Source organism: Nonomuraea sp. NPDC051941 (assembly GCF_044593615.1).
In genome coordinates, this window is record NZ_JBIUCF010000005.1 from 39028 (window position 1) to 63070 (window position 24043).

The window sequence follows — 24043 nt, forward strand, 5'->3', positions numbered from 1 at the left end:
CGACCATAAGCACCAGCAAAGTCTGCTAAGCCTGGCATTAGGTAGGCTAATGCTCGTGCCCGGACAACTGGAGCCCCGCCTCCTGGCCACGCTGGAGGCAGTCGTCCGGCTGGGCTCGTTCGCGGCGGCCGCCGAGGAGCTCGGCTACACGCAGGGGGCCGTCTCCCAGCAGATCGCCGACCTCGAACGGCGGGCGGGGCTGCGGCTCCTGGACCGCCGTCCCGTACGCCCCACCGCCGCCGGCACCGTCCTCCTGCGGGCCGAAGAGGCGGTCCGGGCGGCGATGACCCGGGCCCGGACGGAGCTGGAGGCCCTGAACGCCGGGCTGTCGGGCGAGGTGCGGCTGGGCGCCTTCGTCTCGGCTGCGGCCGGCCTCGTCCCGCCGGCCCTGGCCGCGTTCCGCCGGGCCTGCCCGGGTGTGCGGGTCACGCTGAGCCAGTACGAGACCGAGGACGCCTACCAGCGGCTGCTCCGCGGCGACCTCGACCTCGCGGTCACCTTCGACTACAGCTGGTTCCCCCTGCCGCCGCCACCGGGCCTGCGGCGCTCGCTCATCGGCCGCGACCCGGTCATGGTCGCGCTCCCCGCCCGCCACGCCCTGGCCGGGCGCACGTCGCTGAGCCTGGCCGACCTGGCCGGCGAGGCGTGGATCGGCACCCCCGTCACCGGCCCCAATCTCGGCCCTCTCGCGGAGCTATCCCGCTCCGCGGGCTTCCGTCCCCGGCTCGCCTTCGAGGGCGACGACTTCAGGACGGTGCTGCAACTCGTCGCCCACGAGCTCGGCATCGCCGTGCTGCCCGCGCTGGCGCTCACGGACACGGTGGACGGCGTCGTCGCCCGCCCCATCGCCGAGGAGCCCCTCGTACGCCTCCTGTACTGCTGCCGGATCGACACGGCCGGGGCGCCGGCCATCGTCACCCGGCTGGAGACGTGCCTGACCGAGGCCGCCGCCGGCCTCCCACGGCCGTCGTGACGGGTTTCGAACCCCGGACGCCCCGCCGCCCCGACCGCTCCCGCGGCGCGCCGCTCACCGCGTAGGCCGCGGCCCGCTGCGGCCCCAGCCGCGACCCCTGGCGGAACGCCGTCGCGAACGCCGACCGGCCCAGCGCCGCGCGGGCCTGCTTCGTGCAGCGCTCGTGCGAGGTCGCGTGGTAGCTGATCCACTCGGGCGAGGTCCCCACCGCCTGCCACATCGCGTGCGCCGCCCCCAGCAGCGCGGCGGCCCGGTCATGCTCGTCCCGCGCGCCCGCGAGCCAGGCCAGCACCTCCAGGCACTGGGTCAGGCACCACCGGTCGTTGATCCGCCCGGTGAACTCGGTGGCCGCCGTCAGCAACGCCTCCGCGCGCCGGCGCTCGCCCAGATTCCAGTGCGCGACACCCAGCGCGAGCTGCGCGTACGCGCGGAAGACCAGGGCCCGCCGGCTCTCGCACAGGGTCAGGAGCCGCTCGCCGAACTCGCTCGCCTGGCGGGGATCCTCGGTCGAGCCGTACGCGGCCCCGACGTAGAGGTTGAACATGATGCCGTCGATGTCGCCCATGGCCTCGTGGAGGGCGAGGGACTCCCGGATCAGCGCCAGGCCGCGCCGGGCGTCGCCGGTGTAGAACGCCGCGACGCCCGAGCTGCGGATGCCGTGCGCCACGAGCTGCTCGTCGCCCTCCCGGCGGGCGAAGGCGATGAATTCCTCCAGCCGCCGCGTGGCGGTCGCGGCCTGGCCCTGGCGCAGGGAGAGCAGGCTGTCGGCCCAGACCGCCAAGGCACGGCACCGGCTGCCCTCCGGCACCAGTTCCAGGCCGCGTCCCAGCCAGTAGCGGCCCTCCACGAACGATCCGGTCAGGAGCCAGAAGCACCACATCGCCGACGCGGCCTCCAGCTCCATCGGCGCCAGCGCGGGGTCGCTCAGGCACATCTCCAGGGCGACGCGGATGTTGGGCAGCTCCCGCTGCAGGAGCAGGTAGCGGTCCAGCTGCTCGGGGACCATCCGGTCGATCCGGTGCTCCGTGACCAGGTCCCGGTAGTGCTCGGCGTAACGCCGGCGCAGCCGCCGCTCCTCGGGAGGCGGCAGCTGCTCGCAGCCGTACGCGCGCAGGGCCTCCGGCATGCGGTATCTGGAGCCCTCCCTGACCAGGACCGACTTGTCCACCAGCCCGGTCAGGTGGTCGAGCACGTCGAGCCGGTCGATGCCGTCGCCGGAGCACACCGCCTCGGCGGTCTCCAGGTCGGCCCCGGAGGGGAACAGCCCCAGCCGCGCCCACAGCCGCCGCTCCCCGGCCGAGCAGAGGCGGAAGCTCCACTCCATGGTCGCGCGCATGGCCTGGTGGCGGGGCAGGGCGGTGGGCGTCTTCGCGACCAGCACGTCGAAGCGTTCCTCCAGCTCCCGTGCCAGGCGTTCGAGCGGCATGGAACGCAGCCGGACCGCCGCCAGCTCGATCGCCAGCGGGATGCCTTCCAGGCGCCGGACCAGCTCCGCCACGGGCGCCACGTTGCGCGCGTTCAGCCGGAAGCCGGGCACGGCGCCCGCCGCGCGCGCCACGAACAGCCGGACGGAGTCGTGGCGGCCGACCTCCCTGACCGTGTGGCCGCAACCCGGGCCGGGATCGGGAGTGGACAGCGGAGCGACCGTCAGCACCTGCTCGCCGGAGACCCGCAGCGTCTGCCTGCTGGTCGCCAGGACCTGCAGCCGGGGCGCGGAGCGCAGCAGCCGGTCCACGAACCGGGCGCAGACCGCGCTCAGATGCTCGCAGTTGTCCAGGACCAGCAGCATCCGCTTGCCGGACAGGTAGTCCACCAGCACGCCCATGGGGTCGCGGCGCACGTCACGCAACCCCAGCGCCATGGCGACCTCCGACTCCAGCAGGTCGCCCGTCTCCAAAGTGGCCAGCTCGACCACCTCGACCCCGTCCTGGTAGGTGTCCCGCAGCAGCTCCGCGGCCCTGAGCGCCAGCCGGGTCTTGCCGACGCCGCCCGCGCCCGTCAAGGTGAGCAGCCGGGACCTGCCCAGCAGCTTCCGCACCGTGGACAGCTCCTGGGCCCGCCCGACGAAGGTGGACTTGTCGGTCAGAACGCCGGCGCCGGATCTCATGGGGCGCCCCCGGGAAGCAGGCCCTGCTCGCCGACCCAGGCCGCGATCTGGGAGCGCGAGTTGAACCCGAGCTTGGTCAGGATGTGCTCGACGTGTCCCTCGGCCGTGCGCTGGGCGATCACCAGCGCGGAGGCGATGGCCTTGTTGGTCATGCCCTGGGCGACGAGCCGGGCGATCTCCATCTCCCTCCGGGTGAGCGGCGAGGCCTGGGCCGGCGCCGCTGGCTTGGCCGGTTTCACGCTCTCGCACATCGCGTACGCGAGCGCGTCGGCCGGGGTGAGCTCGGTGCCTCTGCGGAAGGCGGCCTCGAACCGCTCCTCTCCGAGACGCTCGCGCGCCAGCGCCTCGGAGGCGTCGTGGTGGCCGGACAGGTAGCCGAACGGGGGAGCGCCGAACGACCGCCAGCGCTCCTGCGAGGCCCCGAACAGCACGGCGGCGCGCTCGGGCGTGCCGTCGGCGGCCATCCACGCCAGCGCCTCGATGCACAGGGCGGTGCCCAGCCGGTCGTCGAAGGGCCGCTTGAGCCGGATGGCCTCGCGCTCCATCTCGACCGCCCTGGCCACGTCGCCCTCCCGCCACACCTCGATCCCGTACACCCACAGCGTGTACGACCTGAACCAGTGGTCCGCGCGGGCCTCGCAGGCCTCCAGGCCCTCCTTGAAACGCGTGACCGCCTCGTCGGGATGGCCGAGGAGCGAGTGGGCGGTGGCCAGGTACAGCAGCGTGTTCACCACCCCCATCGGGGAGTCCGCCTCGCGGTAGCCCGCCACCGCCTCCTCCAGCAGGGCCGCCGCGCCGGTGATGTCGCGCTGGATCAGGGTCGCCAGTCCGGAGACGTAGGAGATCTCGGCGGGGATCACCGCGCCGTCGAGCCGTTTCGCCAGCTCGCGGGCCTCCTCGAGCATGTCCGCCGCCAGCGCGAAGTCGCTCTGCAGCACAGCCAGCCGCGCGTTGACGCACAGCGCGTTGGCGCGCGCGGTCAGCGCCGCGTCACCCGCCGCCGGACCTGCCGCTGGGCCCGCCGGAAGGCCCGCCGGAGGGGCCGCCGCGTCGCCCGTCGCGAGCAGGCGGTCGAGCCAGTCGCGGGGCTCACGCAGCGACCCGGTCGCGATCCAGTAGAACCGCAGCGCCGTGGCGATGGCCAGGCCGCGCACCGCCTCGCCCGGCGTCGTAAGGCAGTAGTCGAGGGCGCTGCGGATGTTGCCGTGCTCGGCGCGCAGGCGGTTGAACCAGGCCACCTGGTCGGGGCCGAACCACTCCCGCTGCCCGCGGCTCGCGAGGTCCGCGAACCAGTCGCGGTGCCGCGCCCGCAGCGCCGCCTCGTCGCCCGACTCGCGCAGCCGGTCGCGGCCGTACTGGCGGATCGTCTCCAGCAGCCGGTAGCGCACCGTGGTCTGGTCGCCCTCGCGGGCCAGCACCGACTTGCCCACCAGGCCGACCACCAGATCGACGACCTCGTCCGGCTCGATGCCGTCGCCGGCGCACACGTGCTCGGCCGCCTCCAGGTCCAGACCGCCGGAGAACACCGACAGCCGGGCCCAGAGCAGCCGCTCCTGCTCGGTGCAGAGGCCGTAGCTCCAGTCGATCAGCGCCCGCAGCGTCTGCTGGCGGGGCATCGCGGTGCGCGCCCCCATCGTGAGCAGCCGGAACCGGTCGTCCAGCCGGGCCAGCAGCTGCTCCACGGAGATCGCCCGCAGCCGGACGGCCGCCAGCTCGATCGCCAGCGGGATGCCGTCCAGCCGCCGTACGATCCGCGCCACGCTGTCCTGGTTGTCGTCGGTGACCTCGAACCCCGGCAGCACGGACTGGGACCGGTCGGCGAACAGCCGGATCGCGTCGAACTGTTTCAGCGAATCCGTGGACGACCGCGAACCGTCGGAATCCGGCATGGGCATCGGCGGAACGGGCATCATCTGCTCGCCCACGACGCCGAGCGTCTGCCGGCTCGTGGCCAGGATCCGCAGACCGGGGGCGGCGCGCATGAGCGTTTCGGCCACCGCGGCGCATTCGTCCAGCAGGTGCTCGCAGTTGTCCAGGATGAGGAGCATTTTCTTGTCACGCAGATGATCCGTGAGCACCTCTATGGAGGGGCGTACAGAACGGTCCTGGATTTCCAGGCATTCCATCACCGTCTGCACCAGCAATTCGGGGCTCTCCAGCCCCGCGAGCTCGACCAGCCACACGCCGTCGGGGTAGCTGCGCCGCAGGTCGAAGCCGACCCGCATGGCGAGGCGGGTCTTGCCGACGCCACCGACGCCGATCAGGGTCACCAGCCTGGCATCGGACAGCAGCCGCTTGATCTCGGCGATTTCGTGCCGCCTGCCGATGAAGCTGTTGAGCTCCGCGGGCAGGTGGCACGAAACGTTCGGTGCGGTTGTGGTCATGAATGCTCCAACGGCTCCGGTGCTCGGCTCACCGCGCCTCCGGTGCCCGAGCTTCCACTCCCAGATTATTCGGTGAAGGTACCCCTCGCACTTTGTCGTTTCCGCGCGGGTGTAGTCGGTCAAGCAAATCCCCATTTTCCGGAAAAATTGGGAAAAGTCGGTGGCTAAATGGCGGCGCACTTTACCGATGCGAGGACATAGCTTTGCCCGGCGGGATTTTGTCTTTAGACATCTCGGGCATGGATGCAGACGGCGACCCGGAGTTTCAACTCGCCGGGAAGGAGACGATCATGGCGACGTCAACGTCACCGTTCGCATTCCACCGTGGTGGTTACTCGGGCTGGCTCGGATTCGCCGGCACCCTCTCGATGGTGCTGGGCGTCTTCAACATCATCGAGGGCGTCATAGCCCTGTTCAAGACGTACTTCTTCGTCACGCCCGGAGGCCGCCTCCTGGTGTGGAACTACACCGCCTGGGGCGTGATCTGGCTGGCGATCGGCGTCCTGATGTTCGCGGTGGGGCTCGGCGTGCTGGCCGGGCAGACCTGGGCCCGCTGGACCGGGGTCGTCCTGGCCGGGCTGGCGATGATCGGCCACTTCGCCTTCATGGTGGCCTTCCCGCTCTGGTCGGTGATCGCGATCGCGCTCTGCGCCCTGGTCATGTACGGCCTCATCGCGCCGCCCAAGGGGGCCACCGGCGTTCCCGCCTGACGATCATGAGGTCCCGTGGCGTCACCCGAAGGATGTGCGCCGATCTCCTCAGCGGGCAGGAAGCCTGGAGACCAGGGCCGTCGCTAGCGTTGCTGGAAACGGTCCTGATCGAAAGAGGTCCCCATGGCTCCTGCCCGCAAGACGTTCCTCACCGGACTGGCGGTCCTCGTCATCGGGCTCGCGCTGTGGCTGTTCGGGACCGACGTCGAGATCGTGGTGTTCACCCCGTCGAAGGTCGGCGTGGTCATGATGGTGCTCGGCGCGATCGAGGCCGCGTACGGGCTCTACCGGATGGCCCGGAGCGAGCGCGCCTGACGGCGGGTCAGAGCCAGCCGGCCTCGGTGGCGATGCGGACCGCGTCCAGCCGGTTGCGGGCGTCGAGCTTGGTGACGATCGCCCCCAGGTAGTTGCGTACCGTGCCCCTGGTCAGGTGGAGCGCGGCGGCGATCTCCGGGAGGTCGTCGCCGTCGGCGGCCCGGCGCAGCACGTCCACCTCGCGCGGTGACAGCGGGTTCGCCCTGGCCGCGATGGTGGCCGCGGCGAGGGCGGGGTCGACCACCGTCTCGCCCGCGTGGACGCGGCGCACGGCCGCGGCGAGGTCGGCGGGCGGCGCGTCCTTCAGCATGAAGCCCTGGACGCCGGTCGCCAGCGCCCTGCGCAGCACCTCCGGACGGCCGAGCTGGGTGAGGACGAGCACGCGGCAGCCGGGGACCCGTTCGCGGAGCGCGGCGGCGGCCTCGATGCCGTCGATGCCGGGCATCTGCACGTCCAGCACGGCCACGTCGGGCCGGTGCGCCAGCGCCGCGGGCAGCACCGCGTCCCCGTCCGCCGCCTCGGCGACGACCTCGATGTCGGGCTCCAGGCGCAGGAGCGAGGCGAGCGCCCCGCGGATGAGATGCAGGTCCTCGGCCAGCAGCACCCGGATCACTCTCGACTCCCCCCGAAGCTTGGGGACCATGATATTTCCGATGTCCGGTTCGTGCGTTTCACATGCCGGATCGAGGTGCCTGGCACTGGTCCGGGACCGGCCGGGTTCGCGATCTTGGGAGGCATGCAGAAAGCCCTGTTCCCTGGCCTGGCGACCGCGCTGGCGACCGCGCTGCTGGTGTGCGGCCTGTCCGGCGGAGCCGCCGCCGCCTCCACCGACCTGGAGGACGTCGGAACGCTGGTCGACCAGGTGGTGCCCGCCCAGCTCGCCGCGCACGGGATCCCCGGCGCGGCGGTCACGGTGGTGTCGGGCGGCCGGCAGGTCTTCTCCCGCGGGTACGGCTACGCCGACCTGGCCGGGCGCGTTCCGGTGGACGCGGCCCGCACGGGGTTCTTCACCGCCTCGACGGCCAAGACGTTCACCGCGATCGCCGCGCTCCAGCTCGTCCAGGAGGGCAAGCTCGACCTGCGCGCCGACGTCAACACGTACCTGAAGACCTTCAAGATCGAGAACACCTTCCCCGGACGGCCGGTCACCCTGGAGCACCTGCTGACCCATACGGCCGGCTTCGCGGACAGCGTGCTCGGCTCGTCCTGGGAGGATCCCGGCGCCGCCGAGCCCCTGGCCGAGGTCGTCAAGAACGGCCGGCCGGAGCGGGTGCGCCCGCCGGGGACCGTCCTCGCCTACGACAACTACGCCTACAACCTCGCGGGCTACCTGGTCGAGGTGGCCTCGGGCCGGCCGTTCGCCGAGTACGTGCGCTCGCGCATCCTCGGGCCGCTGGGCATGGAGGGCACGTCGTTCAAGGCGCCGCTGCCCGTCGCCCTGCTCGGCACCCTGGCCCAGGGATATAACGGGGACGTTCCGTACAAGCGCTACTACGGGTCGCCCGCCTCCGGGGCCGGGCCCGTCACCACCGCCGCCGACATGGGGCGGCTGATGATCGCGCTGCTGGGCGACGACCCCCGCCTGGGCAGGAACGTCGGCACGACCATGATGACCCGCCACTACACGCAGGACGACCGGCTCCCCGGCATGGGGTACGGCCTGGAGGAGACGTCCAGGAACGGGCGCCGGATCTTCTCCAAGGGCGGCGACATCAACGGCTTCCACCACGTCCTGGCCCTGCTGCCCGACCAGAGGACCGGCGTGTACGCCGTCTACAACGGCGAGGACTCCGCGGCCGCCGCCGCCGAGCTGGTCGACCGGATCGTCGACCGCTACTTCCCCGGCAAGCCGGAGCAGCCGTGGCCGGTGCGCGGGGACACCTCGGCGTACGCGGGGACGTACACCTCGACCCGGATCCGCGGCGACCTGCTGAGGTTCGGCGCGCTGTTCAGCAACGTGACCGTGGAGGCGGCGGGGGACGGGACGATCACCACGACGGGCCTGTCCCGCGACCCCGCCAGACCCGTGCAGACGTGGCAGCTCGTCGGGCCGGGGCTGTTCGCCGAGCGGGGCGGCCAGGAGCGCATCGCCTTCGACGGCCGCGGGCTGCTCGCGGGCGGCCATCAGGAGGAGGCGGCCACGTTCGAACGCTCGGCCGCCGGCCTGCACGTGTGGCTGGTGTACGCGGGCCTGGCCGCGTTCGTGCTCGCCGGGCTCGGGATGCCGGTCGCGGCGCTCGTCCGCAGGCTCCGGGGCAGGCCCGCCCGGCACCGGGCCGCGTGGTGGCTCGCCTGGCTGACCGGCGTGCTCGTCCTGGTCTTCGCGTACGGCCTCGCCGTCACGATCGTCATCGCGCCGACCGACGCCATCTTCCTCGGGTCCCCACTGCTCACGGCCGCCCTGATCGCCTCGTCCACGGCGTTCGTGCTCAGCGGCGGGGTCCTGGCCTGCTCGGCGGGCGCCTGGTGGAAGGGCTGGTGGGGCCCGGCCGGGCGGATCTCCTACACGGCCTTCGCGCTCGTCTCGGCGGGCTTCATGGCCGTCGCGTACGCGTACCACATGGTCGGGGGCGTGTTCGGCTGATCCCCGCCCGGGACCCGGACCCGCGCTGTGGGATGCTTGGCCGCGAAACGGTGAAGGTCGTCTCGCGGTGGGGATCGAGTGTCCACGCTCATCATCCTGGTCGTGCTCCTCCTCCTGGTGATCCCCCCGGCCGCAGGACTGCCGGGCGTGCCGGCGCTGCTCTCCCTCGCTCTGCAACTGCTGTGCTCGCTCCCGCGGACCCGGCGGCTGCGGGGCTGGTGGCTGGTGGCCGGCCAGGCAGCGCTGTTCGCCTGGATGGGGCCGGTGCCGTTCGGCGGGCCGTCGGCGTTCTTCGCCGCCTCCGTCCTCCTGGTCGCCCGCGGGCCGCTGCGGTGGGTGCTCTTCGGCGGCGTGACGGCCGCCGCGGGCGCCGTGAACCTCGGCGCCGACGCCTACGTCTGGGTCAACGCGGTGGGCAACACGGCCACGCAGGGGCTGGTCGTGTTCGCCCTCACGCGGCTCAGCGACCTGCGCGACGAGCTCCACGCCACCCGGGCCGAGCTGGCCGCGCGCTCGGTGGCCGAGGAGCGCGAGCGGGCCGGCCACGACCTGGACGCGGTGCTCGGGTCCACGCTGTCCCGCGTCATCGGGCTGGCCGCCGCCGGGCGGGCCGGGGAGATCCCGCCGCTGACCCGGCGGGCGGCGCGGCAGGTCAGGCAGCGCCCCGAACCGCCGCCGATCCCGCCGCCCGGCGACCTGACCCCGCGGCTCGCGCTGCCCATCCTGACGGTGGTCTACCTGTGGGTCCCCGTCGCCGCGATCATCGTCATCGCCCGCGCGCCGGTGCCGGCCGGGCTGCGGGTGGCGTACTGGGCCGCGGTCATCGCGGTGGTCGCGCTGCAGGCGTACCACGCGCTGCCGCGGCCTCCCGGCGTCCGGCCGAGGCACGCCGCCTGGACGCTGCCCGCGCAACTGCTGCTCGCGTGGCTGCCGCTGCTCGAACCGGACCGCCCCTACTACCAGCTCGTCGGCTGGGCCGCCGCCGCCCTGCTGATCGTGATCCCCGCGCCGCGCCTGGCGTGGGCGCTGTACGCGGCGATGGTGGCGAGCGTGCCCGCGGTGCTCCTGGCCCGGTCCGGCTCGTCCGCGGGCGTCCCGGCGGCCCTGGTGGAGGTGGTCGGCCTGTCGGCGATGTTCTACGGGCTGACCGCCGTGACGCGGCTGGTCTACCAGGTACGCGAGTCGCGGCTGGCGCTCGCCGGACTGGCCGCGGCCCGGGAGCGGCGCAGGATCGCCCAGGACGTCCACGACCTGATCGGGTACGGCCTGTCCGCGATCACCGTCAAGGCCGAGCTGGCCGCCCGCGACCCCGCCCGCGCCGAGGCCGAGCTGGCCGGCATCGTCACCGTGGCCCGCACCGCGCTGGCCGACCTGCGCGCCATCCCCGGGGACGGCGAACCCGGGCTCAGCCTGCGCGCCGAGCTGGCCTCGGCCCGCGAGGTCCTCGAGGCGACCGGCGCGACCGTGGAGATCGACCCCGATCCCGCATCCCTGCCCGCCGGCGTCGACGCCCTGCTCGCCGTCGTGGTCCGCGAGGCGGCCACCAACGTGCTGCGGCACAGCGAGGCCCGCCACGTGACGATCGCCCTGACCACCGGCGACGACCTCGTGCGGCTGCGCATGGACAACGACGGCGTCACCGGCCGTCCCGACGAGCCCGGCCAGGGCGTCGCCAACCTCACCGCCCGCCTCGCCGCCCGGGGCGGCCGCCTCACGACCGCCTCCCGGGATCATCGCTTCCGGCTCGACGCGACCGTGCCCGCGCGACGCTGACCCGGTTGTCACATTCGCGGGGGCTACGACGTCTTGTCTGTGTAGACGCGTCTTACCGGACAGCGAGGTGAGCCCCTTGATCCCCTATACCGATCCCAACGCCTGGCGGATCGCCATGGACGCCAGCGAGACGACGCTCTCGGCCGGTCTCGGGAGCGGCGACTTCGACGGCTCCTTCTACCTGAGCCCGGCCGGGTCGCTGGCGGGCTTCACGCTGCGGCTCTCCCTGCCCGGGGCGCCGGAGCTCCTGTGGGAGTCGGTGAGCCTGGAGGGCGGATCCGAGGTCCGCGGGAGCAGCCGGCTGCTGCTGGACGGGCGGGCGGCCCGCGCCGACGTGTCGGGGCTCTGCGCGCGGGTGCCCGTGGGGCAGACCGGGAGCTCGTACCTGAAGATCGTCCTCACGGCCAGGTTCTCGCCCCTGCGGCTGCGGTGGCCCAGGTGGCGGCTGCGGCCGGTGACGCTGCGCCTGTTCACCGAGATCCGCCCCGCAGGGTGACCCAGAACGCTTCGCAAAAGTACGAAGCGTCACAGTACGCGCCGTGATCACGGCTAACCTGCCGTTTCATGACGTACGGCCCGCAGCAGCCACAGTTCAACGCTCCCTACCCCCCGCAGCAGCAGCCCGCCTTCGCGCCGCCTCCCGTGGTGATCGACGTCGGAGGCGACGCCAAGGTGAAGGCGCTGATCGGCGGCTCCGTCGCGGGGGCCATCGGGCTCATGGCGGTCTTCTCGGCGCTCACCGGGCAGACGACGGGCGGCGCGGGCTCCGCGGTCGCCGTCCTGGTCCTCGGGCTGATCTTCCTGTTCATCGGGCTGCTGCCGATCATCACCTGGCGCAAGCTCAGCCGGCCGCGCAAGCTCGTCTTCGACGTCCACGGCGTGCGCTGGGACGACCCCCAGGGCCGCCCGTGGGTGGCCCCGTGGGCGGAGCTGTCCGGGGTGGGCATCTCGCGCACGCAGCAGCGCCGCGTCAAGCTTGCCGACTACATCATGCGCAAGACGATGGTCCGCCTCGACCTCTTCCCAGCCGACCCGGGCTTCCGCGCGCGCCATCCCGACATGGAGCACCTGTGGGAGTTCCACACGGTCAAGAACGGCTACCGGCTCCCGCTGGGCTCGAACCCCAAGTACATCCCGGTCATCGAGCACGCCATGCGCCAGTACCGCCCGGCCATCTACCTGGGCATCCGCGACGAGGGCTTCATGGTGGGCCTGGTCTGAGGAGATCAGCCGAAGTCCAGGAAGACGGTCTCCTCGTCGCCCTGCAGGTGGATGTCGAACCGGTAGACGCCCGTACGCTCCTCCACCGGCACCAGCGTCCGCCCGCGCTCCGGCGGCAGCGAGCCGAGGAAGGCGTCCTGGGTGAAGTAGATACGGGTGTAGAGGTGGTGGAGCAGGCCGCGGGCGAACACGCAGACGCTGATGTAGCCGTTGCCGGGCGGGAGCGTGCGCAGGGCCCAGCCGCCGTCGGCGTCGGTGGCCACCCGGCCGAACCCGGTGAAGTCGACCCCGCGCCTGCCCAGCAGCACGCCGGTGACCTGGTCGCGCCGGAGCGTGCCCGGCGCGCCCGCGAGGCCGCCGGACGGGTCGGCCTGCCAGAACTCCAGCAGCGCGTCGGGCACCGGCTCGCCCGCGCCGTCGTAGACGTGGCCGTGGACGGTGATCCCGCCGTCGGCGACGTCGCCGCCGCGGGGGATCGGCAGCGCGTAGCCGTAGAACGGGCCCACCGTCTGCGAGGGGGTGGGGTTCATCGGCCTTCCTCCATCCAGGTCGCGGCGGGGCCGTCCAGCACGATGTCCCACCGGTAGCCCAGCGACCACTCCGGCACGGACAGGTCGTGGTCGTAGGCGGAGACCAGCCGCTGCCGGGCCCGCTCGTCGGTGACGGAGTTGAGCACGGGGTCGTACCGGAACAGCGGGTCGTTCGGGAAGTACATCTGGGTCACCAGCCGCTGCGTGAAGGCCGTGCCGAACACCGAGAAGTGGATGTGCGCGGGCCGCCAGGCGTTGACATGGTTGCGCCACGGGTACGCGCCGGGCTTGATCGTGGTGAAGGCGTAGCGGCCCTCGTCGTCGGTCAGGCAGCGGCCCACGCCGGAGAAGTTGGGGTCGAGCGGCGCGGGATGGTCGTCACGCTGGTGGAGGTAGCGGCCCGAGGCGTTGGCCTGCCAGACCTCCACGAGCTGGCCGCGTACCGGGCGGCCGTCGCGGTCCAGCACCCGCCCCTGGACGGTGATCCGCTCGCCGAGCGGCTCGCCGGCGTGCTGCCTGGTCAGGTCCGCGTCGAACGGCGCGACGTCGGCGACGCCGAAGACCGGCCCGGCCAGCTCCGCCGCCTCCGGGTCCTTCAGCGCGACGAGCGGCTGCTTGGGGTGGCGCAGCACGCTGCTGCGGTAGGGGGCGAAGTCGCGATCGGGATGGTCGGCCTCCGCGCCTTCGCGGGCCTTGTGGACCTCGGCGATCTCGCGGTCGATGTCGGCTTGGGTGAGGGGTGGGGTCATCTGCGGCTACCTTTCCAGGACGACGGCCAGGCCCTGGCCGACGCCGATACAGAGGGACGCGAGCCCGGTGCCGGAGCCGGCGGCGGCGAGCCGGTGGGCCAGGGTGCCGGTGATGCGGGCGCCGGAGGCCCCGAGCGGGTGGCCCAGAGCGATGGCGCCGCCGTCGGGGTTGACGATGGCGGGGTCGAGGTCGGGCAGCTCGGCCAGGCAGCCGAGCACCTGCGCGGCGAACGCCTCGTTCAGCTCGGCCGACGCCAGGTCGCCAAACCCCTTGCCCGCCCTGGCCAGGGCCCTGCGCGACGCCTCGACCGGGCCGAGCCCGAAGTAGCGCGGTTCGAGCGCACTGGCCGCACCGGCGACGATCCTGGCCAGGGGCTCGCGGCCGCGCAGCCCCGCCTCGTCGGTCAGCAGCAGGGCGGCCGCGCCGTCGTTGAGCGGGGAGGAGTTGCCCGCGGTGACCGTGCCGCCGTCCTTCCTGAACACCGGTTTGAGCCGGGCGAGCTGGTCGGGGCCGGTGCCCTCGCGGATGCTCTCGTCCCTGGTCAGGCCGCCGATGGGGATGATCTCGCGCTCGAACGACGCCTTGGCCGCCTTCTGGTGGCTGGCCAGCGCGTACGCGTCCTGCTCCGCCCTGGCGATGCCGTGCCGGTCGGCGATCAGCTCGGCGCCCTCGCCCAGCGGCACGGTGTGCTCGGCGGGCATCCGCGGGTTGACCAGCCGCCAGCCGAGCGTCGTGGAGACCAGCTCCTGCCCGCCGGCCGGGAACGCCCTGTCCGGCTTGGGCAGCACCCACGGCGCGCGGGTCATCGACTCCACACCGCCGGCGATCACGGTGGAGGCGTCGCCGAGGGCGATCATGCGGTACGCCTGGATGACGGCCTCCATGCCGGAGCCGCACAGCCGGTTCACGGTCACGCCCGGAGTGGTCACGGGCAGGCCGGCGAGCAGCGCGGCCATACGGGCGACGTTGCGGTTCTCCTCGCCGGCGCCGTTGGCGTTGCCGAGGATCACCTCGTCGGGGGCCTCCACGCCGTTGCGCTCGGCGACGGCCCTGACGACGTGGGCGGCCAGGTCGTCGGGGCGGATGCCGGCCAGCGCCCCGCCGTGGCGGCCGAAGGGCGTGCGGACGGCGTCCACGATGTAGACGGTGTTCATTCGGCTACCTCCGCTTCCGTGCGGTCGCGCAGGTCGGCCACGCTCACCCCGGGCGCGGTCTCGACCAGCCTCAGCCCGTCCCCGGTGACGTCGAGGACGCCGAGGCCGGTGATGATCCGGTGCACGCACTCCTTCCCCGTAAGGGGCAGCGAGCACTCCTTGACGATCTTCGGCGTGCCGTCCTTGGCGGTGTGATCCATGATCACGATGACCCGGCCCGCGCCGTGGACCAGGTCCATCGCCCCGCCCATGCCCTTGACCAGCTTCCCGGGCACCATCCAGTTCGCCAGGTCGCCCTTCGCCGAGACCTGCATCGCGCCCAGCACCGCCACGTCGATGTGCCCGCCCCGGATCATCCCGAACGACAGCGAGGAGTCGAAGAACGACGCCCCCGGGAGCACGGTCACGGTCTCCTTGCCGGCGTTGATCAGGTCGGGGTCCAGCGCGTCGGGGGCGGGGTAGGGGCCGACGCCGAGGATGCCGTTCTCCGAGTGCAGGATCACGTCCACGTCGGGCGGCAGGAACGACGGGATGCGGGTGGGCAGCCCGATGCCGAGGTTGACGTAGTCGCCGTCGCGCAGCTCGGCCGCCGCCCGCGCGACCATCTCGTCCCTGGTCCAGCTCACGAGGTGGTCCTCTTCTCTATGCCCTTGTCGGTGGCCTGCTCGGGGGTCAGGACCAGGACCCGCTGGACGAACACGCCGGGCAGGTGCACCTCGTCCGGCTCCAGCTCGGTCAGCTCCTCGACCTCGGCGACCGTGACCCGCCCGGCCATCGCGGCGAGGGGGTTGAAGTTGCGGGCGGCCTTGTTGAAGACCAGGTTGCCGTAGCGGTCGCCCTTGGCGGCCCGCACCAGCGCGAAGTCGGTGGTGATACTGCGCTCCAGCACGTAGAAGCGGCCGTCGAACTCGCGGACCTCCTTCGGCGGCGAGGCCACCGCGATCGACCCGTCCGGGTTGTGGCGCAAGGGCAGGCCGCCGTCGGCGATCGGCGTGCCGACCCCGGCGGGGGTGTAGAAGGCGGGGATGCCGGCGCCGCCCGCCCGCAGCCGCTCGGCCAGGCTGCCCTGCGGGGTCAGCTCCACCTCCAGCTCCCCGGCGAGGTACTGGCGGGCGAACTCCTTGTTGTCACCGATGTAGGAGGCCGTCACGCGGGCGATGCGGCCGGCCGCCAGCAGGATGCCGAGGCCGCCGCCGTCCACCCCGCAGTTGTTCGACACCACGCCGATCCCCGTCACGCCGGTGGTGTAGAGGGCCTGGATCAGGACGTTGGGGATGCCGCCGAGCCCGAAGCCGCCGACCGCGAACGACGCGCCGTCCGACACGCCGGCCAGCGCCTCCTCCGCGGTCGCGACCACTTTGTCTCTCCGCACGACGCTCCATTCATCGGGAGTGTTCGCATAGTGAACTTTAGTTCACTATTATGATGTCGAGTATGCGTACGTGACCGCGCCCGTGTCAAAGGAGGGCCGATGGAGCCTGCGGGGACCCTCGAACGCGGCCTGGCCGTGCTTCGGGCGCTGACGGCTGATGCCGCCGGGCGCTCGCGCCCCATGCGGGTGCGCGCCACCGACCTCGTACGCGCCACCGGCCTGGCTAGGTCCACGGTCGACCGCGTGCTGGCCACGCTGGTCCACCTCGGCTACGTCCGCGCGGAGGGGCGCGACCTGCTGCCCGCGCCGCGCCTGATGGAGCTGGGCGAGGCGTACCTCGCCTGCGGCGGCCTGCGCGACCCCCTCGCGCCGCCGGCCGAGCGGCTCGCCGAGGAGCTGGACGAGTCCGTGTCGCTGGCCGTCCCGGACGGCGACGGGGTGCGCTTCATCGGCCAGTTCACCCGCCGGCGCACCATGTCGGTCGCCTTCCGGGTCGGCGACCTGCTGCCCGCCGACCGCTGCGCGGCGGGCCTGGCCCTGCGCGACCCCGCCGCGCCGTGGGCCGAGGACGACCAGCTCATCGAGCCGGGCCTGGTCGCGGTCGCGGTGCCCGTACGCGACCCGCAGGGGGAGGCGGTCTGCGCGGTGAGCGTCGTCAGCCACACCAGCCGGCACACCGCCGCCAGCCTGCGCGACTACGCGCTGCCCCGGCTGCGCGAGGCGGTCGCGGCCATGGAGGCGGCCCTGACCGAGCCGGCGCCCCGGCCCCCTCTGGCACCCGCCCCCGCGGACCCTTCTCGCGCCGCAAAGGACGAGTTGGGCGCGGGATACCTGCAGTCGCTGGCCCGAGGTCTCGCTGTGCTGGTGGCGCTCGGCTCGGCCCGCGGCGGGCTGAGCCTGGCCGACGCCGCCAAGATCACCGGGCTCCCGCGCGCCACCGTGCGGCGATCGTTGCAGGTCCTGGCGCGGCTGGGCTACGTGGCCTGCGACGACTCCCGCTTCGCCGTGCTCCCCAAGGCGATGGAGCTGGGCTACGCCGCCCTGTCCGAGCGCACGTTCGGCGAGGTCGTCCAGCCGCACCTGGCCGACCTGGTGGCCCGCGTTCACGAGTCCGCCTCGGTCGGGGTGCTGTCGGGCGACGACGTCCTGTACGTGGCCCGCGTGCCCACCGTGAGCATCATGACCGTCAACATCACGGTCGGCACCCGCTTCCCCGCGTACGCCACCTCGATGGGCCGGGTGCTCCTGGCCGACCAGCCCGAAGAACGGCTGGCCGCCATCGCGCCCGAGCCGCTGACCCGCCACACCATCACGGCGCCCGACCGGCTGCGGGCCGCCGTCCGGCAGGCCGCCGAGGACGGCTACGCGCTGGTCGACCAGGAGCTGGAGGAGGGGGTCCGGTCCATCGCGGTGCCGGTCCGGGGCCGGGACGGGCGGGTGGTCGCGGCCGTCAACGTCGCCACCCACGCCAGCCGGGCCACCCGCGCCGACCTGCTCCGCGACGTCCTGCCCGCGCTGGCCGAGACGGCCGCCAAAATGTCCGCCGACCTGCGGCACGTCCCCGTGACGCCCTGGACGACTTAGGACGTACCCGTCTGGTGACGGCGGCGGCCGGGTGCCGGGCCGGGACAGGACGGCGTTCGGCCGGGAACGGACGGTCCGGCTGGGGGGTGCTGTCAGCCCCTGCCAGTGAGCGCGTTCACCGGGTTCGATGGATCGCGAAAGGTGCGAATGGCGCGCCATTGACGAAGTCGTTGTCGGCCTGCGCGAGTGTCGATGCGAGAAACAGCAAGGAGAACGGTCATGCGGCAAGTGGTGATGCACACCGCCGGAGACGTCCGCGTGGAGGAGCGCGAGGATCCGAGGATCGTCGAGCCCACGGACGCGATCATCCGGTTGACGGCGACGTGTATCTGCGGGTCGGACCTGTGGCCGTACCGTGGCGTCGAACCCGCTGACCACCAGGTGATGGGGCACGAGTACGTCGGCGTCGTCGAGGAGATCGGCGCGGACGTGAAGAACGTCAAGGTCGGCGATTTCGTGGTCGGGTCGTTCGTCATCTCCGACAACACGTGCGAGATCTGCCGGTCCGGCTACCAGTCCCAGTGCGTGCATGGCTCCTTCGTGGCGCAGACGATCGGTACCCAGTCCGAGCGGGCTCGCATCCCCCACGCGGACGGCACGCTTGTTCCCACACCGGGGCAGCCGGATCCGGAGCTGATCCCCTCGCTGCTGGCCGCCTCCGACGTGCTCGGCACCGGCTGGTTCGGCGCCGTCGCCGCCGAGGCTGGCCCCGGCAAGACCGTTGCCGTCGTGGGTGACGGGGCGGTCGGCCTGATGGGTGTCCTGGCCGCCAAGCAGCTCGGCGCGGAGCGGATCATCGCGATGTCCCGCCACCCCGAGCGGCAGGAGCTCGCCCGGTTCTACGGCGCGACCGACATCGTCACCGAGCGGGGCGACGAAGGCGTGGCGAAGATCAAGGAGTTGACGAACGGGCTCGGCGCCCACAGCGTGATCGAGGCGGTCGGCACGCAGGAGTCCACCATGCAGGCGATCGGTGCGACCCGTCCCGGCGGGCACATGGGCTTCGTCGGGGTGAACTACGACGTCGCGATTCCCGGCATCGACCTGTTCTTCGCCGGCATCCACGTCCACGGCGGGCCTGCCCCGGTTCGCCGGTTCCTGCCCGAGCTGATCCAGCTCATCTGGGACCGCAAGATCGATCCTGGCAAGGTCTTCGACCTCACCCTTCCGCTGGAGGACGCCGCGGAGGGCTACACGGCGATGGACGAGCGTCGGGCCATCAAGGTCTTGCTGACCGTCTGAGGCGCGGTTGTGGCGGACGGCACCGCAGCGCCGACCAGGTCAGGCGACAGGTCTACGGTGGAGGATATGAGCAGGAAGGACGAGGTGCGGGAGTTCCTGATCTCCCGCCGGGCGCACGTGACCCTCGAACAGGCGGGACTGCCCGACTTCGGCGGCGAACGGCGCGTGCCCGGCCTGCGCCGCGAAGAGGTCGCCATGCTCGCCGGTGTCAGCGTCGACTACTACACCCAGCTCGAACGCGGCAAGATCCGCGGCGCCTCCGAGAGCGTGCTCAACGCCGTCGCGCGAGCGCTGCAACTCAACGACGTCGAACGCGAATACCTGTTCGACCTGGCCCGCCCCACCCCGACGACACCGGCCGCGCGCAGCCGGCGGCGGGCCAGGGCGTCGGTGCGGGCCTCGGTGCACCGGGTCCTCGGCAAGCTGGCCGTGCCCGCGGTCGTGGTCAACGCGCAGCAGGACCTCATCGCCGCGAACCTCATGGGCCGCGCGCTGTTCGCCCCGCACTTCGAGGCCGAGGAGCCGAACCTGGCCCGCTTCATCTTCCTCGACCCTCGCGCTCGAGATTTCTACGTCGACTGGCCCCTTGCCCGCAGTATGACCGCCGCGATGCTGCGACTCGAAGCCGGACGCGACCCGCTCAACCAGGAGCTCACCGCACTCATCGGAGAGCTCTCCACGCTCAGCCCACAGTTCCGCGCGGATTGGGCCGAGCGGGACGTGCACGAGCACCGCACCGGCCGGAAGGTCTACCGCCACCCCGAAGTCGGCGAGATCGACGTCACCTTCGACGTGTTCGAACTGCCCGGCGAGCCGGGCCTGTCCATCTGCGCCTACAGCGTCGAAGAGGGCTCACCGTTCGCTGACAGGTTCGCCCTCCTGTCCAGCTGGGCCGCCACCCAGGGGTTCGGGAGCCGGCAGCGCGTGACCGCGGCCCACGGTGAGGAACCGGCAGACAGCGCGGAACCGGCCGGTCATGCAGGCGCGAGAGGACTGACATGGCACTGATTCTGGTAACCGGGGCATCCACCGGGCTCGGGCGCGACACGGCGAACGCGCTGGCCGACGGCGGGCACGACGTGGTCATCCACGTCCGCAACCGGGCCCGTCTCACCGGCGCGGATGACACCGCCCGGTGGAAAGACGTCGTCATCGGGGATCTCGCCGAGCTGGCCGAGATCCACGACGTTGCCCGGCAAGCCCGCAGGTCCGGCCGCTTCGACGCCGTCATCCACAACGCCGGCACCATGCGGTCTCCCGAAGCGGGCATCGTCAACACCGTCGCGCCGTACATGCTGACAGTCCTGATGGACAAACCAGGCAAGCTCATCTACCTCAGCAGCTCCATGCACCGAAGCGGTTCCACCGACCTGCGCCGGCTGGCCACCGGCACCGCTTCCTACAGCGACAGCAAGCTGTGGGTCACCACGCTCGCGCAGGCGGTCGCGACGCGGTGGGAGGGAACCTCGAGCCATGCGGTCGACCCCGGGTGGGTCCCCACACGCATGGGCGGCGCCGGCGCACCGGATGACCTGGCAGCCGGACACCAGACACAAGTGTGGCTCGCCACCCACCATGACGTGCGCCCGGGCACCGGCGGCTACTGGCATCACCGGCAGGTGCAGACGCCACACCCCGCGTCGCAGGACGAAGACTTCCAAGATCGCCTCATTCGCGCCTTGGAGAGCCACACGGGCGTCCCACTCGTCTGACCGCGGACCCCGCCGCACCAGGGCCGGAGCGGGTCACCTCGGGCACCCGCGTTATGGAGCGATCGGCTCACCCGCGGCCGGCTTCGGCTTGCTGATCTGTCCTTCGGCGTCGACCACGACCACCTCGACTCCCTCAGCCGAGAACGGGGCCAGCGCGTCCTCCGAGGCTCCGGCGTCGGTCACCAGCGTCCAGGGCCGGGGGAGCCGGACCCAGGCGTGGAACGGACGTCGTCCGAGCTTGGCCGCATGCGCCAGCACGTAGGTCCTGTGGGAACTGCGCGCCATGAGCTCCTTGAGCCGGGTCTGCTGGAGGTCGGCCTCGCAGATCCCGCGGTCGGCGGTGACTCCGTCAGCCCCGAGAAAGACGCGGTCGAACGACATCCGCTCCAGGGCGGTCTCGGTGACGGGGCCGACGAATCCCTGGCTGAGGTGGCGCAGCCTGCCGCCGAGACACTCCACATGGAGGCCCTCGACGTCGTCGAGCTCTTTCAGCACCGTCAGGCTCGTGGTGGCGATCAGGAGCTGGGTGCTGGAGCGCAGTTCGTGAGCCAGCGCCGCGACGGTCGAGCCGGCGTCGAGCAACACGGACTCCCCGGCTCCGATCTGCTGCGCCGCCCACCGGGCGATTCCGCGCTTGGCCTCGAAGGCGTCACCGAAGCGCTGGCGCAACGAGTCCTCGGGGTGCGCGACGACGGCCATCGCACCGCCGTACGTGCGGGCCAGCAGCCCCTGCGCGGTCAGCCGGGCGAGGTCACGCCGGATGGTCGAGGACGTCACGTCGAACGTCGAGGACAGCTCCTCGACGCTGGCCAGACCACTGGTCGTGGCCAGACGCACGATCTCGGCGCGCCGACGCTCAGAGTTACTGGACAACGCTCCTCCTTCTCGGCTTGTCGTTCAACGCCCCGGGGTCAGACGGCCGGGCTGGGAGACATCTGGGCGGCCTGCCGCAGCGCCTCGATCATGCTACCGACCTCGGCGAGGCCCTTCCCGGCGATGTCGAAGGCGGTTCCGTGGTCCACGGACGTGCGGATGACGGGCAGGCCCACGGTGATGTTCACCCCGGCCTCGATGCCGAGGATCTTCACCGGGCCGTGGCCCTGGTCGTGGTACATCGCCACGATGAGGTCGTAGTCTCCGCGCCCCGCGACGAAGAACGCCGTGTCGGCGGGCAGCGGTCCCTGCACGTCGATGCCGTCGGCCTTCAGGACCTCGATGGCGGGAACGATCTTCTCGGCCTCCTCCCCGTACCCGAACAGGCCGTTCTCCCCGGCGTGCGGATTGATGCCGCACACGCCGATGCGCGGGTTGTCGATCCCGGCCCGCCGCAGCGCCTCGTGGCCGCGGCGAACGGTCCGTTCCACCAGGCCGGGTTCGATCTTCGCGATCGCGTCGATCAGCCCGATGTGCGTGGTGACGTGGATGACCCGGATCTTCGGTGAGGACAACATCATGGACACCTCGTCGATCCCGGTCAGGTGCGCGAGGAGCTCGGTGTGTCCCGGGAAGATGTGGCCGCCCGCGTGCAGGGCCTCCTTGTTCAGCGGTGCCGTGCAGATCGCCTGCACCTCCCCGGCCATCGCCAGTCCGCTGGCGACGCGTACGTAGTGGTACGCGGCCGCCCCCGCCACGGGGGAGACCTTCCCCCAGGGCAGATCCTCCGGCAGCAGCGCGAGGTCGATGACATTGACGCGTCCCGGCTCGAACACGGCATCGGCCACGGTGTCGACCGCCACGATCTCGGTGTCGATCCCGAGGATGTCGGCCGCCTGGCGCAGCCGTACGGCGTCGCCGATGACGACGGGACGGCAGAGCTCGGCGACGTGGGGGTCTTGGAGGGCGCCGACGATGACTTCCGGGCCTACGCCGGCTCCGTCACCCATGGTGACGGCGATGATCGGGGTGGCCGCGGTGCGCGGCTGTGCGCCGACGGCGGCGGTGGTGATGCTCACTTGGGGACCTTTCGCTTGGTTCTGGGGAGGGGCGGGGTCGAGGGTTGCGAGGGAGCGCGCGGCCAGGGCCCTGACGATCTCGACGAGCGAGTCGGCTCCCCCGAAGCTGCCCGGGCGGGTGACCACGGAACGGCCGTCGGGCGTCCGGGAGTGGACGGCTCCCGGGTGCACCTGTCCGACCGGTGTCAGTTCCCGCACCTGAAGGGCGTCAAGGACGCGCCGGGCGGTCTCGCCGCCGGTCAGCACGAGGTCCACCGTCCGCGGGGACGCGCGCACCGCGTCCGCGACGACCTCGGCCAGCCGCCGCGCGATGTCACGCGAGGCCGCCGGCAGGACGGCGCCGGCGGAGTCGAGGAAGGCCACGACCGCCCGCTCGCCGATCGGGATGCGGGGGAGGGGGTCCCGTCCGGAGGGTGTGCCGAGGAGCGCCGTCAAGGGTAGGGCCACGGGTACGGCTCCCGCCTCGACCAGTCGGCGGACCTGCTCGGCCGCGACCGGCTCGGCGCTGCCCACCACGACGAGCGGCGCCGGGCGGGCCACGTCGCCGTGCCGCGCGGTATGCGCAGGGACGGGCTCATGCTCCTCGATGGCTATCTGCTCGGTGGTCGTCTGCTCGGTGGCCGTGCCGAGACTCCGCAGATGACGCCCGAGCGCGTCGGCGAGTCCGCCGGATCCGACCAGCCGCACCGACGGCACGGCCAGCGCGGCACGCAGCACGGCGTCCAGATCGGCATCCGTCTCGGCGTCGCACAGCGCGATGTGCGAATCTTCGGCGCAGGAGGCGATCGCGCCGGAAAGGCGATCCGATCGCACGGTCGCGAGGTCCAGCACGCGGGCCGGAAGCGGCGCCAGGGCCGCCTCGACCGACGCCGGAGGGGAGACGCCGTCCACCGCCCAGGCGTTCGCACGGTGGAGGGCCACACCGGCCAGGTAAAGCACGCCGCCGCGTACCACCCGATCCAGGCCGGGCAGGGCAGGGGCGACGACGACGCCGGCCCCAGGCGCCATGAGCGCGGCCACCTCCGCCGCGACGTTGCCGCGCAGCAGAGAGTCGATCTTCTTGAAGACCAGCCGCGGACGCCCGGCCGAGGCCAGGGCGACCGCGGAACGCACCGCCGCGGTGGCCTCGGCGGGATGCCGGTGCCGGGAGTCGGTGTCGACCACCAGGATGTCGGCGGGGTCGCACTCGTCCCGCACGGCCTGGTGCGTGAGAACAATCCTCGTGCGTGTTCCGCGCATAACTATTCGCGCTGCCGACTCGGCCGCGCCCGAGAGGTCGTCGGCCACGATGAGGACATCGTGCGCGGCCGTGCTTCTCCTGGGCGTCAAGGAATCCCCCGATGTGTTCGATCTATGCACCTCAGACAGGCTTTCACTATCCCTGCGAACCCTCATGCGCGATCCGCTCCGGAGTGAGGCGTGCACGTCGGCGCAGCCTTCGTCTTGACTGGATGATGTCACAGCTTGCACAAAATGCGCTAGAGCTCTTGCGCGAAGCGCGCATGCGTGTAATGGTGCAGCAACGTCGTTGTGACGTGGGAAACATCCGGTCCTGGCAGGCGGCCGCTGAGAAGCGCACCGCTGAGGACGGTCCAGAAAGCGAGAAGCCCAGTGACTCATCTCGGAAGCGGCCCCCAGTACTCCCGACGAAGTCTTCTCCGTCTCGGTGCTCTCACCGGC

21 protein-coding genes are annotated in these 24043 nt (G+C 72.2%); 11 read left to right on the forward strand and 10 right to left on the reverse strand.

The window, feature by feature from the left end; genetic code table 11:
* Positions 1 to 55: 55 nt before the first annotated feature.
* Positions 56 to 973 carry a LysR family transcriptional regulator gene (locus ACIHFD_RS11280; protein WP_397366685.1) on the forward strand — a complete coding sequence of 306 codons (918 nt, stop codon included), beginning with the start codon at positions 56 to 58 and terminating at the stop codon, positions 971 to 973.
* Here the strand turns inward: ACIHFD_RS11280 and ACIHFD_RS11285 are convergent.
* Positions 915 to 3080, reverse strand: a complete 2166-nt coding sequence (locus ACIHFD_RS11285) for an ATP-binding protein (protein ID WP_397366686.1) — start codon at positions 3078 to 3080, stop codon at positions 915 to 917. The genes ACIHFD_RS11280 and ACIHFD_RS11285 overlap by 59 nt on opposite strands.
* Positions 3077 to 5464 carry an ATP-binding protein gene (locus ACIHFD_RS11290; protein ID WP_397366687.1) on the reverse strand — a complete coding sequence of 796 codons (2388 nt, stop codon included), beginning with the start codon at positions 5462 to 5464 and terminating at the stop codon, positions 3077 to 3079. Before ACIHFD_RS11290 ends, ACIHFD_RS11285 begins: the two co-directional genes overlap by 4 nt.
* A 290-nt stretch (positions 5465 to 5754) precedes the next feature.
* On the opposite strand from ACIHFD_RS11290, the gene ACIHFD_RS11295 reads away from it, so the two are divergent.
* Positions 5755 to 6174: a hypothetical protein gene (locus ACIHFD_RS11295; RefSeq protein WP_397366689.1), complete on the forward strand. Its 420-nt coding sequence runs from the start codon at positions 5755 to 5757 to the stop codon at positions 6172 to 6174.
* Between the two features lie 123 nt (positions 6175 to 6297).
* Positions 6298 to 6489 (forward strand): DUF5708 family protein, encoded by a 192-nt coding sequence (locus tag ACIHFD_RS11300; protein ID WP_397366690.1) that lies wholly within the window; start codon positions 6298 to 6300, stop codon positions 6487 to 6489.
* A 7-nt stretch (positions 6490 to 6496) separates the two neighbouring features.
* Here the strand turns inward: ACIHFD_RS11300 and ACIHFD_RS11305 are convergent, their stop codons facing one another.
* Positions 6497 to 7102: a DNA-binding response regulator gene (locus ACIHFD_RS11305; RefSeq protein ID WP_397366691.1), complete on the reverse strand. Its 606-nt coding sequence runs from the start codon at positions 7100 to 7102 to the stop codon at positions 6497 to 6499.
* Positions 7103 to 7225: 123 nt separating this feature from the next.
* Here ACIHFD_RS11305 and ACIHFD_RS11310 point away from each other — a divergent pair, with 123 nt between their 5' ends.
* The 4 genes from ACIHFD_RS11310 (at position 7226) to ACIHFD_RS11325 (ending at position 12067) form a co-directional block, all read left to right on the forward strand.
* Entirely contained in the window at positions 7226 to 9073 is a 1848-nt protein-coding gene (locus ACIHFD_RS11310) for a serine hydrolase domain-containing protein (protein WP_397366692.1), read from the forward strand.
* Positions 9074 to 9151: 78 nt separating this feature from the next.
* Positions 9152 to 10846 carry a sensor histidine kinase gene (locus ACIHFD_RS11315; protein WP_397366693.1) on the forward strand — a complete coding sequence of 565 codons (1695 nt, stop codon included), beginning with the start codon at positions 9152 to 9154 and terminating at the stop codon, positions 10844 to 10846.
* Between the two features lie 76 nt (positions 10847 to 10922).
* Positions 10923 to 11342: a hypothetical protein gene (locus ACIHFD_RS11320; protein ID WP_397366694.1), complete on the forward strand. Its 420-nt coding sequence runs from the start codon at positions 10923 to 10925 to the stop codon at positions 11340 to 11342.
* A gap of 68 nt (positions 11343 to 11410) precedes the next feature.
* Positions 11411 to 12067, forward strand: a complete 657-nt coding sequence (locus tag ACIHFD_RS11325) for a hypothetical protein (protein ID WP_397366695.1) — start codon at positions 11411 to 11413, stop codon at positions 12065 to 12067.
* Between the two features lie 5 nt (positions 12068 to 12072).
* Here the strand turns inward: ACIHFD_RS11325 and pcaG are convergent, their stop codons facing one another.
* The 5 genes from pcaG to ACIHFD_RS11350 are packed head-to-tail and all read right to left on the reverse strand — an operon-like array spanning position 12073 to position 15873.
* On the reverse strand, positions 12073 to 12597 hold the full coding sequence (pcaG, locus tag ACIHFD_RS11330) for a protocatechuate 3,4-dioxygenase subunit alpha (protein WP_350727667.1): 525 nt from the start codon (positions 12595 to 12597) through the stop codon (positions 12073 to 12075).
* On the reverse strand, positions 12594 to 13346 hold the full coding sequence (gene pcaH, locus ACIHFD_RS11335) for a protocatechuate 3,4-dioxygenase subunit beta (RefSeq protein ID WP_350727668.1): 753 nt from the start codon (positions 13344 to 13346) through the stop codon (positions 12594 to 12596). Before pcaH ends, pcaG begins: the two co-directional genes overlap by 4 nt.
* Positions 13347 to 13352: 6 nt before the next feature.
* Positions 13353 to 14501, reverse strand: coding sequence for a thiolase family protein (locus ACIHFD_RS11340; RefSeq protein WP_397366696.1), 1149 nt, complete (start codon positions 14499 to 14501; stop codon positions 13353 to 13355).
* Positions 14498 to 15127, reverse strand: a complete 630-nt coding sequence (locus tag ACIHFD_RS11345) for a CoA transferase subunit B (protein WP_397366697.1) — start codon at positions 15125 to 15127, stop codon at positions 14498 to 14500. Before ACIHFD_RS11345 ends, ACIHFD_RS11340 begins: the two co-directional genes overlap by 4 nt.
* The gene (locus ACIHFD_RS11350; protein ID WP_397366698.1) at positions 15124 to 15873 is read right to left on the reverse strand and encodes a CoA transferase subunit A; all 750 of its coding nucleotides are present in this window, start codon (positions 15871 to 15873) and stop codon (positions 15124 to 15126) included. Before ACIHFD_RS11350 ends, ACIHFD_RS11345 begins: the two co-directional genes overlap by 4 nt.
* A gap of 99 nt (positions 15874 to 15972) precedes the next feature.
* On the opposite strand from ACIHFD_RS11350, the gene ACIHFD_RS11355 reads away from it, so the two are divergent.
* The 4 genes from ACIHFD_RS11355 to ACIHFD_RS11370 all read left to right on the forward strand — a co-directional run bounded on the left by ACIHFD_RS11355 (position 15973) and on the right by ACIHFD_RS11370 (position 20411).
* The gene (locus ACIHFD_RS11355) at positions 15973 to 17457 is read left to right on the forward strand and encodes an IclR family transcriptional regulator C-terminal domain-containing protein (protein ID WP_397366699.1); all 1485 of its coding nucleotides are present in this window, start codon (positions 15973 to 15975) and stop codon (positions 17455 to 17457) included.
* 219 nt (positions 17458 to 17676) lie between these two features.
* Positions 17677 to 18699, forward strand: coding sequence for a zinc-dependent alcohol dehydrogenase family protein (locus ACIHFD_RS11360; RefSeq protein ID WP_397366700.1), 1023 nt, complete (start codon positions 17677 to 17679; stop codon positions 18697 to 18699).
* Positions 18700 to 18765: 66 nt separating this feature from the next.
* Entirely contained in the window at positions 18766 to 19707 is a 942-nt protein-coding gene (locus tag ACIHFD_RS11365) for a helix-turn-helix domain-containing protein (RefSeq protein WP_397366701.1), read from the forward strand.
* A complete protein-coding gene (locus ACIHFD_RS11370) occupies positions 19698 to 20411 on the forward strand; it encodes an SDR family NAD(P)-dependent oxidoreductase (protein ID WP_397366702.1) in 714 nt (237 codons plus the stop codon). The genes ACIHFD_RS11365 and ACIHFD_RS11370 overlap by 10 nt, the downstream gene beginning before the upstream one ends.
* 51 nt (positions 20412 to 20462) lie before the next feature.
* Here ACIHFD_RS11370 and ACIHFD_RS11375 read toward each other — a convergent pair whose 3' ends face one another.
* The gene (locus ACIHFD_RS11375; protein ID WP_397366703.1) at positions 20463 to 21284 is read right to left on the reverse strand and encodes a DeoR/GlpR family DNA-binding transcription regulator; all 822 of its coding nucleotides are present in this window, start codon (positions 21282 to 21284) and stop codon (positions 20463 to 20465) included.
* A gap of 38 nt (positions 21285 to 21322) precedes the next feature.
* Positions 21323 to 23692, reverse strand: coding sequence for a 4-hydroxythreonine-4-phosphate dehydrogenase PdxA (gene pdxA, locus ACIHFD_RS11380; RefSeq protein WP_397366704.1), 2370 nt, complete (start codon positions 23690 to 23692; stop codon positions 21323 to 21325).
* Positions 23693 to 24043: the final 351 nt, after the last annotated feature.

What these genes read in the sequence shown, in the direction of transcription:
- pcaG (WP_350727667.1), bottom strand. Translation starts at nt 12,597, where the DNA reads ATGAACCCCACCCCCTCGCAGACGGTGGGCCCGTTCTACGGCTACGCG.
- ACIHFD_RS11365 (WP_397366701.1), top strand. Translation starts at nt 18,766, where the DNA reads ATGAGCAGGAAGGACGAGGTGCGGGAGTTCCTGATCTCCCGCCGGGCG.
- ACIHFD_RS11360 (WP_397366700.1), top strand. Translation starts at nt 17,677, where the DNA reads ATGCGGCAAGTGGTGATGCACACCGCCGGAGACGTCCGCGTGGAGGAG.
- ACIHFD_RS11340 (WP_397366696.1), bottom strand. Translation starts at nt 14,501, where the DNA reads ATGAACACCGTCTACATCGTGGACGCCGTCCGCACGCCCTTCGGCCGC.
- ACIHFD_RS11300 (WP_397366690.1), top strand. Translation starts at nt 6,298, where the DNA reads ATGGCTCCTGCCCGCAAGACGTTCCTCACCGGACTGGCGGTCCTCGTC.
- ACIHFD_RS11310 (WP_397366692.1), top strand. Translation starts at nt 7,226, where the DNA reads ATGCAGAAAGCCCTGTTCCCTGGCCTGGCGACCGCGCTGGCGACCGCG.
- ACIHFD_RS11325 (WP_397366695.1), top strand. Translation starts at nt 11,411, where the DNA reads ATGACGTACGGCCCGCAGCAGCCACAGTTCAACGCTCCCTACCCCCCG.
- ACIHFD_RS11290 (WP_397366687.1), bottom strand. Translation starts at nt 5,464, where the DNA reads ATGACCACAACCGCACCGAACGTTTCGTGCCACCTGCCCGCGGAGCTC.
- ACIHFD_RS11370 (WP_397366702.1), top strand. Translation starts at nt 19,698, where the DNA reads ATGGCACTGATTCTGGTAACCGGGGCATCCACCGGGCTCGGGCGCGAC.
- ACIHFD_RS11355 (WP_397366699.1), top strand. Translation starts at nt 15,973, where the DNA reads ATGGAGCCTGCGGGGACCCTCGAACGCGGCCTGGCCGTGCTTCGGGCG.
- ACIHFD_RS11285 (WP_397366686.1), bottom strand. Translation starts at nt 3,080, where the DNA reads ATGAGATCCGGCGCCGGCGTTCTGACCGACAAGTCCACCTTCGTCGGG.
- pcaH (WP_350727668.1), bottom strand. Translation starts at nt 13,346, where the DNA reads ATGACCCCACCCCTCACCCAAGCCGACATCGACCGCGAGATCGCCGAG.
- ACIHFD_RS11295 (WP_397366689.1), top strand. Translation starts at nt 5,755, where the DNA reads ATGGCGACGTCAACGTCACCGTTCGCATTCCACCGTGGTGGTTACTCG.